Origin of the sequence: Marinobacter pelagius, assembly GCF_900114925.1 — a bacterium.
Classification (GTDB): domain Bacteria; phylum Pseudomonadota; class Gammaproteobacteria; order Pseudomonadales; family Oleiphilaceae; genus Marinobacter; species Marinobacter pelagius.
The window spans coordinates 218,308-236,159 of the sequence record NZ_FOUR01000006.1; the positions used below are offsets into that span (position 1 = coordinate 218,308).

Genomic DNA, 17,852 nt, shown 5'->3' on the forward strand with positions numbered 1-17,852 from the left:
GTTAGTCGATAAGGTCCTTTACGGACAAGACCATACGAACCAGATGGGCCAGGGAGTGGGTGCCCATTTTGTGCATGACCCGGGAACGGTGAATCTCCACAGTGCGCTGACTGATCTCCAGCTCGATGGCGATCACCTTGTTCGCCTGACCGGCAATCATCCGGTCCATGATCTCGTGCTCCCGGGGCGTCAGGCTCTTGATACGGCGGATGATCTCCTGCTTTTCGTCCAGGGTCTTGCGCTGCTCGAGATCCTGCTCCAGGGCGGCCTCGATCTTCTCCAGCAGGGCTTCCTCGCGGTAGGGCTTCTGGATGAAGTCCACAGCCCCCTCTTTCATGGCGTCCACCGCCATGGGAACATCCCCGTGACCGGTGACAAAAATGATCGGCAGGATCGAGTGTTTCTCGTTGAGCTTCTTCTGCAGCTCCATGCCATCCATTCCGGGCATCCGGATATCCAGCACAATACAGCCTGCCATCTTGTCGGAATAATCCTTGAGAAAGGCATTGGCGCTTTCATAGGTTTTCACCGGCTTGCCGTCGGATTTCAACAGTAGCTCGAGCGAATCCCGCACCGCCTCGTCATCCTCTACTACGTATACCGTCTGCTGGATATCAGTCATGGGTGTATTCTCTCCTGTCCGTTTTCTTGTCGTTTCCGGTCAGTGAATTGACGGATCCTTATGTTCTTCTTTGGCGTGTTCCTGGCGCTCGTGTTCACGCATTTTCTCAAGCCGTTGCTGGATAATGCCAAAAACACTCTGCTTCGGGTACCGGCCCTTCTTGTCGGCCTTGCCCGCCGGGCGGCCCAGCAGCAACGCGATGGCCTCCTCCACGTGGGATACGGCGTAGACCGCAAATTTGTCTTCCCGGACGGCCTGGACCACTTCGCTGTCGAGCATCAGGTTCTGGACGTTGGTGGTAGGCACGACCACGCCCTGGGTCCCCGTGAGCCCGCCTTTGAGCTGGCAGGTGGCAAAGAAACCTTCGACCTTCTCGTTCACGCCACCGATAGGCTGCACCTCACCGAACTGGTTGACCGAGCCGGTAATAGCCAGGTCCTGGCGCACGGGCACTCCGGAAAGCGATGATACCAGCGCGCACAGTTCCGCCAGGGACGCGCTGTCACCCTCCACCTCACCATAGTTCTGTTCAAAGGTGAGACTGGCCGAAAGGTGCATCGGATCCTCCACGGCAAACAGGGAGGACAGCCAGGAGGTGAGAATCATCACACCCTTGGAATGGAGGTTGCCACCGAGCTTTACGTCACGCTCGATATCCATGACCCCGCCATCTCCATAGTAGCAGGTCGCTGTCACCCTGTTGGAAAGGCCAAACTCGAAGCCACCGGTAGACAGTACGGACAACGCGTTGACCTGGCCCACGCAGGTGCCCGTGGTGGTGACCAGGGTGGAGCCATCGCGGATCGAATCGTAGAACTGGTCCCGGATACGGCTGCTGCGGTACCGGGCACTTTCCAGGGCCCGCTCCACGTGAACCTCGGTGATCAGCCGTGCCTTGGCCTGGCGCGCCCAGAAATCCGACTCGCGCAGGAGGTTGGCGATGTCGGCTGCGTGCAGGGACAGGCGGTTCTGGTGCTCTGCCATACGGGCGCTGTGCTCGATGATCCGGGCCACCGCCTTGTTGGAGCAGTGCAGCAGCTTTTTCTCCACCACCAGGCTGGCAATGAACTTGGCGTATAGCAACTGGCTGTCGTCGGTGCGGTACATCTCGTTCTCGAAGTCCGCCGTCACCCGGAACAGTTCGGCGAACTCGGAATCGTATTCCTGCAACAGCAACCAGGTTTCCCGATCGCCGAACAGCACAATCTTCACGTCCAGCGGCACGGCCTCGGGCTCGATGGAAATGGTCCCGGACAGTGTCATTTCGCGCTCGAGGGAGTTGATCTGCAGGGAACGTGAACGCAGTGCCCGCTTCAGACCGTCCCAGACAAAGGGCTGCTCGAGGACCTTGATGGCGTCCATCAGCAGGTAGCCCCCGTTGGCCCGGTGCAGGCTACCCGGCCGGATCAGGGAGAAGTCGGTAAACACGGTGCCCTTGTAGGTGACATTCTCCACGTAGCCGAACAGGTTGTGATAGGTCGGGTTGTCCTCGACCACCACCGGTACCTCGTTGGTTTTCTGGTGCACCAGCAGGTTGACCAGGTAACGGCGGGGCATCTTCTTGTCCAGGGAGGCATAGGCAATGGCCGCCTGCTCGTCGTTGTCCTCAAGGAAGATGTCCAGATTTTCCACCAGATCGGCACGCACCGCTTCCAGGTACCCGACCACATCGGACAGATCCTTGTACTTCTCGATCAGCTCATCAATCTGGTGGCCGGAAATACCCTCCAGGGTCTCCTGGTTCAGCGCCTGCTGCTTCTCGGCGTACTCCTGCTCCCAGTCGGCAATCTTGCGCAGGGCCTGGCGCAGTCTCTTCTCGAGCTTGTTGATCGAATCCTCGAACTTGTCCCGTTGCTCCTGGGTCAGCGCCTGGAAGGTCTCGGCGGTGTGGGGCTCCTCACCGTTCATCGCCACCAGACGATAGCCCCCGGGTGTCGAGACCGTCAGGCGTACCTTCTTGCGCTTGGCCTGGGTGGCCACTTTCTCGAGTTCTTCTTCCTGCTTTTGCGCGTACTCATTCTTGAGCTGTTCGGAGCGTTCCAGGAAGCTGTCACTGTCAAAGGTCTGGGGAATGACCTTGACCAGACGGGACATCAGTTTTTCCATGTCCTGCTTGAGCTGGGTACCCTTGCCACCTGGCAACTGCAACAGTTTTGGCACCCGCGGCTCTTCGAAATTGGCGACATAGCACCAGTCATGGCTCTGCTGCTCGGTATCCACATGATGCTCCAAGTAGCGGAGCATCATGGTGCGCTTACCCAGACCATTACGCCCGACCGCATAGACGTTGTAGCCGCCATGGGGCATTGCCAGCGCGAACCGGACGGCTTCCTGGGCCCGGTTCTGGCCGACAATCTCCGCCAGGGGCTCCAGCTGCCGGGTGGTTTTGAATGGCAGGTCTTTCAGTACGCAGGACTTGTACAGCTGATGCAGAGGCAATGACTTCAATGTGTGTTCCTGTAACAGTCAGAATGCGTTGATGATTTATCATCTGGTCTTTGGCCGCCCATTGTAGATTCTGCAGGCCGCCATGTCGCGTTTCGGCCAAAGTTTTAGCGGCCACGGCTCCGACGGCTTTTGTTAACCAGCGCACAAAACCACATCTGGTCATTTTTCAGCCGCCGATCCCGGCACTAAACTTCTTCACCCGGCCATGGTTCAGGCCGACACAGGACAAGAATCGCAATGGATGCCCAGTTATGACGAATGATTCCGCCGATCGCAGAATCAAGGACCGCTATCCGGCTTCGTGCCTGAAGGTGCGTATGCAGGAGCGGGGCTTCTTTGGCCGAAGCAGGAATGTCATCACCGTCAGCTGTCTTGATCTCAACCGCTACGGCATGGCGGTGCTTTGCCCTCGCCCGATGGCTCCCGGGGCCCGACTGTTTCTCGACCTGCAGGGCAAATACATCAGCGAGTCACGGGTCGGCGCGCGGGTGGTGGATTGCCAGCCGTTCCAGACCGGTTACCGGGTCAGCGTGCAGTTCAGTTATTGCCTCAACAAGAAAGGCTACTCCCGGGCCATGGACAACGCCCTGTCCCGCATCGAGGGCTTCTACAACAGTCTCGCCGGCTAGCCAGACAAGCGCCCTAGATCAGCCCCGCATCCAGACTGGCAGCCACATACATGCCCAGCTCCCGGCACTGCTCCTCGAATTCATCCCGGTATTCCCCGCGACAGATCAGCGGATCCTGCACCAGTTTCCAGCGAAGGCCGGTAGTGATGCTCTCGATGGCGCGATTGGTACCGGTACCATCGTGACCGGCGCGGATGTAATAGGCAAAAGGCAAGCCCTGGGTTTTCTCGAGACAGGGATAGTAACTGCGGTCAAAAAAGTCTTTCAGCGCACCACTCATGTAGCCCAGGTTTTCGGTGGTACCCAGGATGATGGCGTCACAGGCAAGGATGTCATCGGGACCGGCCTCCAGCGGTGGTTTGACCACCACCTCGACGGCCTCGATGTCTTCGTGGCGGGCGCCGTTCTCGACAGCGTCCCGCAGACGGAGGGTATTCGGGGAAGGCGCGTGGGCAACAATGAGCAGTCGCTTCATGGCATCCTCCCCCGACAAACGGAACCTTAGAGCAATTCTCCGTTGGCTTCCGCCGGCGCTTCAGCGGCCGCTTCTTTCTTTTCCGGCTTGGGCATCAGCTTGTCCCGGACCTTGGCCTCGATCTCGTTGGCGATATCCATGTTCTCTTCCAGGAACTTGCAGGCATTCGCCTTGCCCTGGCCAATCTTGTCGCCGTTGTAGGAGTACCAGGCACCGGACTTGTCCACGAAGCCTTCCTTGACGCCCATATCCAGCACTTCGGCCATGTGGTAGATACCCTTGCCGTACATGATCTGGAACTCCGCCTGCTTGAACGGCGGCGATACCTTGTTCTTCACGACCTTGACGCGGGTCTCGTTACCGACCACCTCGTCGCCCTCTTTCACGGAACCGATGCGGCGGATGTCCAGACGCACCGAGGAATAGAATTTCAGGGCGTTACCACCGGTGGTGGTTTCCGGGGAACCGAACATGACGCCGATCTTCATACGGATCTGGTTGATGAAGATCATCAGGCAGTTGGCGTGCTTGACGTTACCGGTCAGCTTGCGCAGTGCCTGGGACATCAGTCGCGCCTGCAGGCCAACATGACTGTCACCCATCTCACCTTCGATTTCCGCTTTCGGCGTCAGGGCGGCTACGGAGTCAACAATGATGACGTCAACGGCGTTGGAGCGAACCAGCATGTCCGCGATTTCCAGGGCCTGTTCCCCGGTGTCCGGCTGGGACACCAGCAGGTCGTCGACGTTGACACCCAGCTTTTCGGCATAGACCGGGTCCAGGGCATGCTCGGCATCCACAAACGCACAGGTTTTGCCGGCCTTCTGGGCTTCAGCAATCACCTGCAGGGTGAGCGTGGTTTTACCGGAACTCTCCGGGCCGTAGATCTCGCAGATTCGACCATAAGGAAGACCACCAATACCCAGAGCCACGTCCAGCCCCAGGGAGCCGGTGGACACCGCAGGAATGGCTTCGCGGGGCTGATCCCCCATCTTCATGACGGCGCCCTTGCCGAACTGGCGTTCAATCTGGCTCAGTGCTGCGCTAAGTGCTTTCTTGCGGTTGTCTTCCATCGGTACAAAACCCCTTGTCGACTGGGCTGCCAGGTCTTTCCAAGGTATTGGCAGCGGAATCCGGAAGGGAAACCACTGTGCTCATCCAGCAGATTCCCTGTATATTTGAACAGTATTAAAACACAAGCGAACGGGGAGACCAACCCCTCATCCCGTGAACCTGATCAAGAAAATTGTCACGCGCCCTCAAGGAAGCCGGTAACTACCTGCAATGCAAACAAAACCGACTGTCGGCGCACCTCATCCCGGTCACCGTCGAAGTGTTTGACCACGGCCTCGGTCTGGTCCAGACCGCTGCCCCAGGCAAACCAGACCGTTCCCACCGGCTTGTCGGGACTGCCGCCACCGGGGCCTGCCACGCCGCTGATCGCCACGGCCACATCCACCCCGGCAGCCTGAACCGCGCCGGCCACCATCTGGCGGACAACCGGCTCACTGACGGCGCCATGCTGCTCCAGGGAATCCGCCGACACTCCGAGCAGGGCCTGTTTGGCACTGTTGCTGTAGGTCACCAGGCCGGCCATCACATAGGCGGAGGAACCTGCGCGATCGGTGAGCACCTTGGCCACCCAGCCGCCGGTACAGCTCTCTGCCGTGGCAATGGTACGCCCCTGCTCCTGCAGCAGTTTACCCAGGCGAACCCCGGCCTGCTCCAGCTCCTGATCAGTCGTCGCCATGATCCGCTCCTTCCTGTAATGGGGATACAAACCCTTCATTTCATCGCCGCCGTTATTTTCTTACAATTCACGGCTTCATCCAAAAGCAAGGCAACCGGACCCATCCATGTCAGTAGCCCAGACCGATCTCTCCAAGCACACCCCGATGATGCAGCAGTACCTGAAAATCAAGGGCGAGCATCCCAATGAGCTGGTGTTCTACCGCATGGGGGATTTCTACGAGCTGTTCTACGAAGACGCCCGAAAGGCCGCAGAATTCCTGGACATCACCCTGACCGCCCGCGGCCAATCCGGTGGCAACCCGATTCCCATGGCCGGTGTGCCGTATCATTCTGCCGAGAGTTACATTGCCCGTCTGGTCCGGGCGGGTCAATCCATTGCCATCTGCGAACAGATTGGGGATCCGGCGACCAGCAAGGGGCCGGTGGAGCGGCAGGTGGTCCGGATCGTCACGCCCGGCACCCTGAGTGACGATGCCTTTCTCGAGGACCGGCGCGACAACCTGTTGGCGGCCATCTACAGCCACCGGGAACAGTTCGGGTTTGCTTCCCTGGACATTTCCAGCGGGCGTTTTGCGGTCTCGGAACTGGACGGGCTGGAGGCACTCCAGGGCGAACTGCAACGCCTTCGCCCGGCGGAAATCCTGATCAGCGAGGACTTTCCCTACGGCGAGATCCTCGAAGGCTTCACCGGCATCCGTCGCCAGGGCCCCTGGCTGTTCGAAGGCGACACGGCTCACCGGGTGATTACCCAGCAGCTGCAGGTACGTGACCTCACCGGTTTCGGCTGCGAAGACCTGCACCTGGCCATCTGCGCCGCCGGCTGCCTGTTGCAGTACGCGAAGGAAACCCAGCGCACCGCCCTGCCCCATATCCGCAAACTGACCCGGGAACGCCGGGAAGAGGCGGTGATCCTCGATGCCACCAGCCGCCGCAACCTGGAAATCGACACCAACCTCATGGGCGGCCACCAGCATACCCTGGCCTGGGTGATGGACCGAACCGCCACCGCCATGGGCGGCCGCGAGCTGCGCCGCTGGCTGAACCGCCCGCTCCGGGACGTGTACGTGGTCCGCCAGCGCCAACAGGCGGTTTCCGCACTGCTCGACGGCTTCCATTACGAACCGGTGCACGACCTGCTCAAACAGGTGGGCGACATTGAACGGGTTCTGGCCCGGGTGGCCCTGCGATCGGCACGCCCCAGGGACCTGTCCCGGCTCCGGGATGCTTTCCAGACCCTGCCGGACCTCCAGGAAGCCCTGAAACCGGTGAATTCCCATCACGTGGTCAGGCTCGCCACCACCATCGGCGAGTACCCGGAGCTGGCCGACCTGCTGGAGCGGGCCGTCATCGACAACCCACCGGTGGTGATCCGCGACGGCGGCGTCATCCGGGAGGGCTTCGACGAGGAGCTGGATGAGCTGCGCAACATCAGCGAGAACGCCGGCCAGTACCTGCTGGATGTGGAGACCCGGGAGAAGGAACGCACCGGTATCAGCACCCTGAAGGTGGGTTACAACCGGGTGCATGGTTACTACATCGAAATCAGTCGGGCGCAATCGGACCAGGCCCCGGCAGACTACATCCGCCGGCAGACCCTGAAAAATGCCGAGCGTTTCATCACCCCGGAACTGAAGGAATTCGAGGACAAGGCCCTGAGTGCCAAGAGCCGGGCACTGGCGCGGGAAAAGGCCCTGTACGACGAGGTGCTCGAAAGCGTCGCCGAGCAGCTGGCGCCGCTGCAGGATGCCGCCCAGGCCCTTTCTGAGCTGGATGTGCTGAGCAACTTCGCCGAACGGGCCACCTCCCTGCGTTTTGCCGCGCCGGAATTCACCGACCAGCCGGGCTTCGACATCGAGGAAGGCCGGCACCCGGTGGTCGAACAACTGCTGGACGAGCCGTTTGTGCCCAACGACCTGCTGATGGACACCAGGCGCCGCATGCTGGTCATTACCGGTCCGAACATGGGCGGTAAGTCCACCTACATGCGCCAGGCGGCCCTGATTGCCCTGCTGGCCTACACCGGCAGCTTTGTGCCCGCCAACAGAGCGGTGCTCGGACCGGTGGATCGCATCTTCACACGCATGGGCTCCTCCGATGACATCGCCGGCGGCCGCTCCACCTTCATGGTGGAAATGACCGAAACCGCCAACATCCTGCACAACGCCACCGAGCACAGCCTGGTGCTGATGGACGAAGTGGGCCGGGGCACCAGCACCTTTGACGGCCTGTCCCTGGCCTGGGCCACTGCCGAACACCTGGCCAAGAACATCCGCTGCTATACCCTGTTCGCAACCCACTACTTCGAACTGACCCAGCTGGCTGATGATCTGGAGCATGCTGTCAACGTGCACCTGACCGCGACCGAACACGACGACAGCATCGTGTTCCTTCACAATGTTCATGATGGCCCCGCCAGCCAGAGCTACGGCCTGCAGGTCGCCCAACTGGCGGGTGTGCCCCAGGATGTCATCCGCAATGCCAAGGCGCAGCTGACCCATCTCGAGGGCAGTGCCACACCCAGTGCCCCGGTGACTGACCGGGTACCGGAGCAGCCCGAGCCCGGCCATTCCGGGAGCCAGGCCGGCGCCAGGCAGACGGTGAGCGAACCGGTTCTCCAAGGGGATATGTTTGCCAGCCTCGAGCCCAGCGCCGTGGAAGAAGCGCTCAAGAAACTGGACCTCGATGACCTGACGCCGCGAGAGGCACTGAACCGACTTTACGAGCTGCGGGATTTAATGAATAAATAACAGGAAAATTGCGCGGAAATGACCTATGTAATAAGGATATAGCAGGCGAAGGCTTGCCCCTTCAGGGACCGCTCCCTACAATATCGCGCACTAAATTATAAGGTAGGGGCTCGCACTATCCGGCTCCTGATGAGACTGAACACTCTACGACCAGGGATCTGACTATGGCTTTTATCGTTACTGATAACTGCATCAAGTGCAAATACACGGACTGCGTGGAAGTCTGCCCCGTGGACTGCTTCTATGAAGGCCCGAACTTTCTGGTAATCGACCCGGACGAGTGCATCGACTGCGCGCTGTGTGAGCCCGAGTGCCCGGCCGAAGCGATCTTCTCCGAGGACGAGCTGCCGGCGGATCAGGTCCAGTTCGTGGAAATCAACGCCGATCTGGCCGCCAAGTGGCCGAACATCACCGAGAAGAAAGATCCTCTGCCGGACGCCGAGGAATGGGACGGCAAGCCCGACAAACTGCAGTATCTGGAGCGCTGAGTTCCGGTTACGGATCGAAAAGGGAAGCCGAGGCTTCCCTTTTTTATTGGTCGGTCGCTATCGCTCTGTTCAGGTGGTTGCGAGCTTTGCGCCCATGGCCACGAAGAACCCGCCGGTGAGAGTATTGAGTGCCCGGCTCAGCCGCGCACTGGCACGCAGATGGCGAAAGGTGGCCACAATCCAGGCCAGCCCGCATTGCCACACCATGGCCAGGACGAAATGCAGGGCAGCCGAGACCAGCGATTGCTGGAAGGCGTTACCCGCCGGATCCACGAACTGGGGAAGCAACGCCATATAGAACAGCGCGGTCTTGGGATTCAGGACGTTCGACAGCAACCCTTCCCGCAACGAGACGGCCATACTGGCACTTCGCGCTTCCCGGACCTGGACCGGAGCGGTTTCCACCCTGCCCCGGAAGGCCTGGCGTAGCGAACCGATGCCAAGCCACACCAGGTACAGGGCGCCCAGCCACTTCAGGGCGTTGAAGGCCCACGCCGTCTCCACCAACAGTATGGAGATACCCAGCGCGGAGAGTGTGGCGTGGATGAACAGCCCGCTACAAATACCCACGCTGGTAACACAACCGTCTTTCAGACCACCCCGACCGGTATTGCGCAGCACCAGCAAGGTGTCCACGCCCGGCGTGATGGTCAGCAAGGTTATGGCAATCAGATAGGTCCAGATAAGGTCAGGAAACACGCTACCCCCAATTTACCGGGGCTTGTCGCTACTCCTCCCCGGCCAGCAGTTTCTTCGCCGCCGCAGAACGATAGAACGAGGAAAGCCTGCGCCGTACAAGGGCCTCAAGATAGCCCTCTTCCCGCAGGACGTCCATAACCGGAATCCCGTAGGCCTCGATTTCGGTGCGAATCACCTCGCGGGTCACTCCCACATCATTCAGCAGGTCCGTCACCGGCCGGTCGCCGTACTTGGCGAACAGATGCTCCACCACGGCCCGGGCACAGCCCTCGAAGTACCCAGTCTTGCGGAACTGTAACCAGAATTCATAGCCAAGGACCACAAACTCCTGCAACTCGACATCCCCCAGCCCTTCTCGGAGCTCGGCAATGGTCTTGTCTTCCACCGCCACCCAGGCGGCCATCACGCTATCCCGCAGTTCGTCATCGCTGAGCGCCCGATGCAGGAACGCCTCGCTGCGGGCGATCAGGCCGGGCAGGCTATCCGCGAGCCAGGCCTTGATGCGCCGTTCAAAGGTCTCGTCCAGGCCCGGCACCGCCCGGTTGGCGACCTTCTTGCCAAACTTCATCATGGAGCCCACCCCGGGCACGGAGCGGGCAATCAGGTTGTCTTCGTATAGATAGTTGACCAGCCCGTGGTAGACCACATTGGACACCAGCTCCTGGTAGACCGGATGGGCCATGATCTCACTGATGACCCGTTCCCGCTGCTGGCGCAGCTCAAGAGCCTCCTCCAGGAATCCGGTGGCCTGCTCCCGGGAGATGATTTCCCCCAGCGTGGTTTCGGCCTGGACCGGCGAGTTCATGACCTCCGTCGCCATCTCGGCCGCCAACTCGGGGATGCCGGCATCCAGTTCCATGTCGACGACGACACGCTCGATCACGCCCATTACCTGATCGATACCGGCTACCCGGTTCAGGGTGATCCGTCCGGCATGGTCGAGCAGCTCGTCCAGCTCCCGTTCCAGGAATTTCTTCAGCTTCGCCCCCTTCAGGGCGGCCATCTCATGGCGGACATGCTCTTCGAACAGCCTTTCGGCCAGACTGCCAGCGGACTTGGTCATGGTAGGGTCAATCCTTGTGGGCGATGGAAACAGCAACCCCGAGGCTAACACGAAGCCAGCCTCCGTGGGTTTGCCCAAACTACGGAATCACGGATGCAGACAGGCCAAGCGGATCAGGGAGCGCCGACCGGGTCGGCGCCCGCAGTCACTGGAAATCGTTGAAGGTATGAGGATCTGCCGCCAGGGCGAGACACAGGCTGCCCGGACCGACATAGATGCTGCTGGTAATCCCCATCTGGGACAGCAGCAGCTCGACGCCATTGCGTTCACAGGCATCCCGCAACCGGTTCAGGCCGGGCAGGTCTTCGATTTCGGTCCAGGTCAGCCCGCAGGAGAGGCTGACGTAGGGCGTCAGCAGGCCGGCATCGACCCGCGCCGCCGCGTAGTTCATGACCTTCTCCACGGCCACGTCAAAGTTCCGGGTTTTCGCCACCGGTTGGCCCTCGGCGCCCTGCCCGAAAATCACTGGCGTGATGTTGAGAGCCTTGCCCAGGAAAGCAACCAGGGCCGAGATGCTCTTGTCGCCGCGGCGACGGGCACGCTCGCGGATGTAGTGCAGATCCCTGGGGATGACGCAGGTGTAGATCTTGTCGGTGAAAGACTCCACCTCATGGCGCAGGGCGTTCTTGGAGAGTTTCTGGCCGATCAATCTCAGGGTATGGGCCGCAAGAAGCCCCTGGCCGGCAAAAATCTGCTTGCTGTCGATCACCCGCATGGAGAACTTGCCCTCCCGGCCGGCGGCTGCCCGGGCCTTCTCGTAGCTGGCCAGCACACTGTTCATCGCCTTGGTGGCGTTCTCGAAAATCAGGCTGCGGCTGCGGGTGACCGTTTCACAGACGGCGACGTCGAATTGGGTGACGATTTTCTCCATGAACAGGTCATGGATCTGTTCTTCGGTAAAGGCCTGGGTCTCGGCATGATGGCCTTTCTGCAGCAGCCCGCTCTGGTAGAACTCCTGGGTGCGTACCGGGTCGTGTTCGTCGATGTAGGTCTGGCCGTCGATGACAGCGGTCACGGGGAGGATAAAGAGGTCGTGCTTGCGACTGAACTCATAGGGCAGATCACACGCGGAATCGACGATCAAACCTACTCGCATGGTGAGACTCTCCAGCTGCGGACGATTCCTCGACGGGGACGCCCTTTATTTTATCGTTATTTTGAGTCGCCAAGTTTTACATAAGCGGGGCGGAATTTCAGCACCCGCTCAGTTCGCTGCACCCACGCCTTCCAGCTCCCGCAGGTTTTCGGCCAGCAGCCGCCGGTTGTCCTGTTGCCAGGGGTGAAAGTCCTTGCGCAGGTAGGCCAGGAACTCAGGCAGGCACTGGCGGATGACCCCGGGCTTACCCCACAGGAAGTTGAGCCCGCCCAGCCAGGTCCGGACATTCCAGAGCTTGCCATCGGTGCGCAGCAGGCTGCAGGTATTCAGGAAAGTGTACTTGCAGAAATTCCATGTCACGAACAGGAACACGATCCTGCGCAGCCGCTCATTGCCCACACAGGCCCGGTAGACATCAAACGCGACCGACTTGTGCTCGGTTTCCTCGATGGCATGCCAGCGCCAGAGCTGCTTCATGGCAGGCGTGGCGCCCTCCATCCACTCCGGATTCTTCAGGATCGCATTGGCCAGGACCGCCGTGTAGTGCTCTGCGCCACAGGTGCCCGCCAGCTGCCGGCTCGGGCGCAACTTGCCGACCCACTCCATGTGCTTCAGGAAACGCCGGTCAATTGCATCAATGTCATAGCCCCGGGCCTTAAGCGCCTCGTTGTAGTTCTTGTGCTCGCGACTGTGCAGGGCCTCCTGGCCGATAAAGCCCCGGATCTCCTGCTTGAGCTTGGGATCATCAATCCGGTCCCGGTACAGACGCACCGCATTGATGAACTGCTGCTCGCCATCGGGAAACTGGAGCGACAACGCATTGAAAAAGGCGGTGCGGAAGGCGTCGTTGCCATGCCAGAAGGATTTCAGATCCTCGCTGACATCAAAGTGGATGTGCCTGGGTGAGACAGACACCCCTTCCGGGGTCGAGCTGACTGACATGGTGGCCTCCTGTCGTCAGGTTATTGTTATCATCGCGTTGAACTTCGTCTTCTTTCTAACCGGTAGAGCCAGTTTAACCTCCCCCGGATTCTGCCGGAAAGACAACGACGGGATAAATGAGACAATTTGTCACGATATGACAAATTGTCATTGTGCAGCGCCATTATCGTGCGCGAATAGCTCATGGAGAGCCGGGATCAAGGCCAGACCCGGCTCAGTAGACATCCTCCAGATAACGCCCCTGTACTCTCAAATCATCCACCTCAAGCCTCAAGGGTTGAAGAATCTCTTCGAAAACCTGTTTCACCCCCGCAGCCATGTCCCTGCCGCCACACACCAGAACCTGGGCACCGGTTTCGACCAACTTGCGCAAGGCCCTCTCATCCTGGCGGAGCCTGTCCTGCACGTAGGCCCTTTCATCGGATCTTGAGAACGCGGTACTCAGCCCTGTTAGCCGACGATCCTTCAGGTAGTGCCCCAGTTCCGGTTGATAGAGAAAGTCCGAATTCGCACTTCGCCCGCCCCAGTACAGGTACATGGGGTTGCGGGCGGTGTTCTTCCGGATAAATCCGGTCAGCGGGCCGATCCCCGCACCGGCGCCAATCAGAATGACGGGCACCGTGCCAGTGGCCGGGCGAAACCCCGGATTCTGGCGAATAAAGGCCTCAACACTGTCACCCGGTTTCAGGCCATGCAGGTAACCGGAGCAAAGGCCACCGGGCTGTTTGCGAACGCAGATCTCAAACACACCTTCACTGGCCGACGAAGCCAATGAGTAAAACCGCGCATCCTGCCCCTCCTGTGGCGGCAGGATGCCAAGCAGGTCACCCGCCTCGAACGCAGGCAGGCTATGGCGGCGAGCCCGGAAAAACCAGGACCGCCATCCCTGCCCCGCATCTGCCAGCCGGAAACGCAGGATGCTGGTCGGCGCCTGCACTGCGAGCCCGTAATCCACACGTTGTGCAAGCTCCAGCCGGAAGGTGCGCGGCGGAACCGGATCATGGCTCAGGGAAAGCGGAGTCCCGATCGCAGTGCCAAGCCGGTCACCCCACTCGCTGAACCGGGCAGCGGAGCAGCGGTCAATCAGCTCAACGGGCTGTATCCGGCTCAGCCCCTTGCCGGCGAGTGCTTCATCTGCCTCCAGGGCAAACTGACAGAAGTTCGGGAACTGCCGGTCACCAAACCCCAGTACGGCATATTTCAGCGCGCTTCCGGCCCTGAAGTCGCGAAGCCGGGTCATAAACTGTCGGGCCGAGGCTGGCGCATCACCATCACCGTAGGTGGAGGTCAGTACAAAGAGCATGGCGGCCCTTGGATAAGAATGCGCCAGTGCGTTCATCTCCGCGCAATGCACCCGAAATCCCGCCTTGGTCAGCTCCGTCTGCAACGCCCGGGTGAAGCCCCAGGTGGCACCGGCCTCTGACCCCACCAGAACAACGACATCGGCCTCGGCGACAGTGACGTTGTCTTGGACCTGTACCGACGACCGCCGCCGCTGCCACCAGATGATAGCTCCGGTCACCGACAGCGCCGGCACGCCAAGCGCAGCCACACCAAGTATCAGGCCCAGCCACCAGAGGCCCTCACCGGTATGCAACCTCATGATCCATTGCTGGACCACACTGCCGGTGGACCGGGGCTGGAACTGCAGCAGCTCGCCGGTAGCCTGATCAACGAACCCGGACCCGCCGGTGGTGGTCAGGGAGTACACGTCCTGAGGGTCATCAGGGTAAGGAAACACGAGTTCCCGGAGATCGTTAAGATCAACTTCTGACAGTGCCTGAAGCTGGTCCACCGGACGCGGTTGGCCCCCGGAAACCTTGGCCGGGAAACCTGGCCCCGGGTCGGAGACCTCGGGTAGCAGCCCAAATCGCTGGGCCGACAGGAAACTGCCGGTCAGTGCCGACAACAACAGCCCCAGAACCGCCAACCGGGCAATTTCGGCGTGAACCCGTTTACTGCCGGTGCCGGCCAACGGCCGCATCAATGCTCTCCAGCCACCGCTCCGACGGGCCAGCAGCACCATGCCCGATAGACATATAAGCAACATCAATGCGGCCGAGATGCCCGCTACCATCCGCCCGGGTGTATCCAGCAGGAACGAGCGGTGCAGGTCCCTGATCCAGACAAAGAACGCGGATGGCTGGTAAGCCCCCAGACGCTCGCCGGTCACCGGGTTGACCCGATTGGCCCCGGCCTGGCCATCCCGGCTGTAGTAAACGACTACCTGGCCGGAAAGGTCACGCACAATCTGTTCAGTTCCCGGGTAGTTTGACACCACCCGTCCTGCCATCTGCGCAACGCTGACATCGCCAGCCGGCGGAACCACTGCGCCTGCCCTGTCCAACGCTGGCGCGAGGGCCAGGATTGAACCGGTAACAGCCAGTGTCGCCAGAAACACCACCGCAAACAGACCGGGCAGACCGTGCAATATACGCAACATCAAATTTGCTCCTGGCTAACCATCAAAAATCGTAGCGGAACGAGCGAACATAACCCCGCCCGGACACCGGCTTGCCCGCGCCCTCGGTGGTCAGCGGTACCGCAACATCGGCCCGGTTGTCCCGCATATCCTCAACCGCAGTGTCGACACGAACTTCATGGCCGCTGTCGATCAAAGCGTCATCAAGATCAAGCGTGATTTTCAGGGTCCGGCCGCTGGTGATGCTGGCTCCGGTAAGCCCGTCGTATTCCGCAGGGTCCAACCTGCTGCCACGGGCCCAGCCGCTCAGATGCTTGTAGTACTTGGACTTTTTGCCGGCAACCCAGAGCGTCCCCCGGTACGCTCCAGACGCATCCGTAAGGTAGAGGGCCATGTAGGCGCCATCTCCGCCGTAGTCGAGTAACTCGGTTGTGAAGGTCACTTCACGAGCCTGAGCAAGAGCGGGCAAGGCGACTGAGACAGCCAGGCCCAGAGCAAGAAGAATCTTTTTCATACCGTACCTCTTCGTACCGTACTTCCGGTATCACGTTGAATTGCAGAAACAGCGGGTAAAACAATGGCTGGGTTATTCCACGGTCACTGTCGGGCGCCCCTTGACGATGCCATTACTGGGAACCGGACGATCGGTTTGAGCCTTGTCCCGGGCCTGGCCGTCACCTCGGTCATGTCTGTTATCGTCATCGTCGTCTTCGTCGTCATCGTCTTCCCGCTCCAGATTCATCAGCTCGAAAGTAGCCGGTGCAAACGATGCCTCGGCACTAAAACCTTCCGGGGCCATACCCTTCACTTCATAACAACCGTCATCCACCTTGATGCGGTATACCGTCCAGCCCTCCGCCTCCAGTTTCTGACGCAGCTGCTCCCGTGGCTGCCAGTCAGCCATCGGGTCGTCACAGTCATCGTCCGCCAGCACCGGTGCGCTGAGGCACAGTAGCGCGAGGCTGATAATCACAGGTTTGGTTTTCATGGGATGTCTCCTGTTGAGTCCACAACATCTATTCTGGGGCGCAGACCTGACACTGGCCTGAACGCGTCAGGAATGGTTAACGGAACTGGAAGGCTTCCTTGTGGAAGCGCGAGCGACGCAAAGGTGCCGCCCGCAATCCCCGCTCCAGGGCCCGTCCCAGTCCTGCCGGGCCACAGAACCACACTTCCGTCCTCGCACCCGAGGGCTCACTGGCAGACAAGACTTCTGCCGAAAGGCTCTCCCCTTTGCTGCTGTCGTGAATCTGCAGATTGATGCCCGGAAAATCCTGGCAAAGCTCTTGAAGCCGACCTACCACCGGGTCCTGGTCCGCGTTGCGGGTGCAGTAATGCAAATCCGCTTCGGGAGCAGGCTGGTTGGCGGCACTAGCCGCTTCGAGCCAGGCGAGAAACGGCGTGACACCAATACCGCCGGCAATCCAGATCTGGTGTGCCTTGCGATTTCTTCGGTTGAAATCGAAACAACCGTATGGACCTTCCACGGTCACCGGCTGACCCACCCTGATCTTATGGGCAAGGTTGCGGGTGAAGTCGCCCAGGGACTTGATCAGGAAAGTGACTCGGCCATCACCGCCATCGGCACTGGCAATGGTGAAGGGATGTGAGCCTTCCAGCTTGTTGAACGTCACCATGGCAAACTGCCCGGGCCGGTGCCCCTGCCAGGCCTGGCCCAGGTCCAAAGTCACCTCGGTAATATTCGGTTCCGGGGTACCGATGGCTGCGATGGTGCCCTGCACCTGACGGTGTCGGCCGACTCTTCCGGCCAGTGACAGCACGCTGGCAAGGCTGCCGCCTGCCAACAGGGCTGCCATCAGCCAACCGATGGGTTGCTGCCACCAGTCGAGCGGAGCAAGCCAGGCCGCATGGAAGGCAAGCAGCAGGTAAAGCGCAGGCATTGCCCGGTGCAGATACCGCCAGTACCGGTAGGGAAACTTGCGCCACAGGGTGATCAGCAACATGGCGAACAACAGGTAAATGGCAAACTCGCCCACCTCTTCTGCCGCATCTCGCATGGCTTCGATCAACCCCGAATAGTGCAGGTCATCGAGCCGGCTGACTCCACCGAAGATCGCTTCAATGACATCGTCCCCCATCTCGATCAACCAGTGGGCCGCCGCGAAGGTCACCGCAAGAATGCCCGCCCATTTATGGGTGCGGTAGATCTTGTCCAGCCCGCCCATGGGTCGTTCAAGCCAGGCCGGGCGAAGGGCCAGCATCATGGTCAGGGACAGTAAGGCGATGGATAACCAGCCGCTGAGCAAGAGGCCCTGGTCATAGACGGACCACGGCCCGCCGGATGTTGCCAGGCTCCATGCCCACAGGCCGGTAACCACAAGAATGAAAGGTAATATCAGCCGGATCATGGTGTCTCCTCCGATCAGCTCCGGGAATCTTCACGATCAGGCTAGCGCCGGAACCTGACAGCCAGCTGAAGCTGATGAGAAAACAGGGCCGTTCCTTGAC

At 60.3% G+C, this 17,852-nt stretch carries 16 protein-coding genes; 3 read left to right on the top strand and 13 right to left on the bottom strand.

The window, feature by feature from the left end; all coding sequences use genetic code 11:
* Position 1: 1 nt before the first annotated feature.
* Entirely contained in the window at positions 2-622 is a 621-nt protein-coding gene (gene fixJ, locus BM254_RS13265; protein WP_092004494.1) for a response regulator FixJ, read from the bottom strand.
* Between the two features lie 39 nt (positions 623-661).
* Positions 662-3,070 (bottom strand): Lon protease family protein, encoded by a 2,409-nt coding sequence (locus BM254_RS13270; RefSeq protein ID WP_092004498.1) that lies wholly within the window; start codon positions 3,068-3,070, stop codon positions 662-664.
* A gap of 251 nt (positions 3,071-3,321) precedes the next feature.
* Here BM254_RS13270 and BM254_RS13275 point away from each other — a divergent pair, with 251 nt between their 5' ends.
* Complete coding sequence (locus BM254_RS13275) at positions 3,322-3,699, top strand: PilZ domain-containing protein (RefSeq protein ID WP_092004501.1); 378 nt, start codon at positions 3,322-3,324, stop codon at positions 3,697-3,699.
* Positions 3,700-3,712: 13 nt separating this feature from the next.
* Here the strand turns inward: BM254_RS13275 and BM254_RS13280 are convergent, their stop codons facing one another.
* The 3 genes from BM254_RS13280 to pncC all read right to left on the bottom strand — a co-directional run bounded on the left by BM254_RS13280 (position 3,713) and on the right by pncC (position 5,924).
* On the bottom strand, positions 3,713-4,174 hold the full coding sequence (locus BM254_RS13280; RefSeq protein WP_092004702.1) for a flavodoxin family protein: 462 nt from the start codon (positions 4,172-4,174) through the stop codon (positions 3,713-3,715).
* Positions 4,175-4,200: 26 nt separating this feature from the next.
* Positions 4,201-5,247, bottom strand: a complete 1,047-nt coding sequence (gene recA, locus BM254_RS13285) for a recombinase RecA (RefSeq protein WP_092004504.1) — start codon at positions 5,245-5,247, stop codon at positions 4,201-4,203.
* A 176-nt stretch (positions 5,248-5,423) separates the two neighbouring features.
* A complete protein-coding gene (gene pncC, locus BM254_RS13290) occupies positions 5,424-5,924 on the bottom strand; it encodes a nicotinamide-nucleotide amidase (RefSeq protein ID WP_092004507.1) in 501 nt (166 codons plus the stop codon).
* Between the two features lie 106 nt (positions 5,925-6,030).
* Here pncC and mutS point away from each other — a divergent pair, with 106 nt between their 5' ends.
* Both mutS and fdxA read left to right on the top strand, forming a co-directional pair.
* Entirely contained in the window at positions 6,031-8,673 is a 2,643-nt protein-coding gene (gene mutS, locus BM254_RS13295) for a DNA mismatch repair protein MutS (RefSeq protein ID WP_092004511.1), read from the top strand.
* A gap of 164 nt (positions 8,674-8,837) precedes the next feature.
* Entirely contained in the window at positions 8,838-9,161 is a 324-nt protein-coding gene (gene fdxA / locus BM254_RS13300; protein ID WP_092004514.1) for a ferredoxin FdxA, read from the top strand.
* 69 nt (positions 9,162-9,230) lie between these two features.
* On the opposite strand, the gene BM254_RS13305 is transcribed toward fdxA, so the two are convergent.
* The 8 genes from BM254_RS13305 to BM254_RS13340 all read right to left on the bottom strand — a co-directional run bounded on the left by BM254_RS13305 (position 9,231) and on the right by BM254_RS13340 (position 17,752).
* Positions 9,231-9,860 carry a LysE family translocator gene (locus BM254_RS13305; RefSeq protein WP_092004517.1) on the bottom strand — a complete coding sequence of 210 codons (630 nt, stop codon included), beginning with the start codon at positions 9,858-9,860 and terminating at the stop codon, positions 9,231-9,233.
* A 28-nt stretch (positions 9,861-9,888) separates the two neighbouring features.
* A complete protein-coding gene (locus BM254_RS13310) occupies positions 9,889-10,923 on the bottom strand; it encodes a hypothetical protein (RefSeq protein WP_092004520.1) in 1,035 nt (344 codons plus the stop codon).
* Between the two features lie 145 nt (positions 10,924-11,068).
* Positions 11,069-12,019, bottom strand: coding sequence for a DegV family protein (locus BM254_RS13315; protein WP_092004523.1), 951 nt, complete (start codon positions 12,017-12,019; stop codon positions 11,069-11,071).
* Between the two features lie 108 nt (positions 12,020-12,127).
* Positions 12,128-12,961, bottom strand: coding sequence for a metal-dependent hydrolase (locus BM254_RS13320; RefSeq protein ID WP_092004526.1), 834 nt, complete (start codon positions 12,959-12,961; stop codon positions 12,128-12,130).
* Between the two features lie 214 nt (positions 12,962-13,175).
* A complete protein-coding gene (locus BM254_RS13325) occupies positions 13,176-15,404 on the bottom strand; it encodes a PepSY domain-containing protein (RefSeq protein WP_092004529.1) in 2,229 nt (742 codons plus the stop codon).
* Between the two features lie 22 nt (positions 15,405-15,426).
* Positions 15,427-15,897 (bottom strand): DUF2271 domain-containing protein, encoded by a 471-nt coding sequence (locus tag BM254_RS13330; RefSeq protein WP_092004532.1) that lies wholly within the window; start codon positions 15,895-15,897, stop codon positions 15,427-15,429.
* A 72-nt stretch (positions 15,898-15,969) separates the two neighbouring features.
* Entirely contained in the window at positions 15,970-16,371 is a 402-nt protein-coding gene (locus tag BM254_RS13335) for a PepSY domain-containing protein (RefSeq protein ID WP_092004535.1), read from the bottom strand.
* A gap of 76 nt (positions 16,372-16,447) precedes the next feature.
* Complete coding sequence (locus tag BM254_RS13340) at positions 16,448-17,752, bottom strand: ferredoxin reductase family protein (RefSeq protein ID WP_092004538.1); 1,305 nt, start codon at positions 17,750-17,752, stop codon at positions 16,448-16,450.
* Positions 17,753-17,852 lie beyond the last annotated feature (100 nt).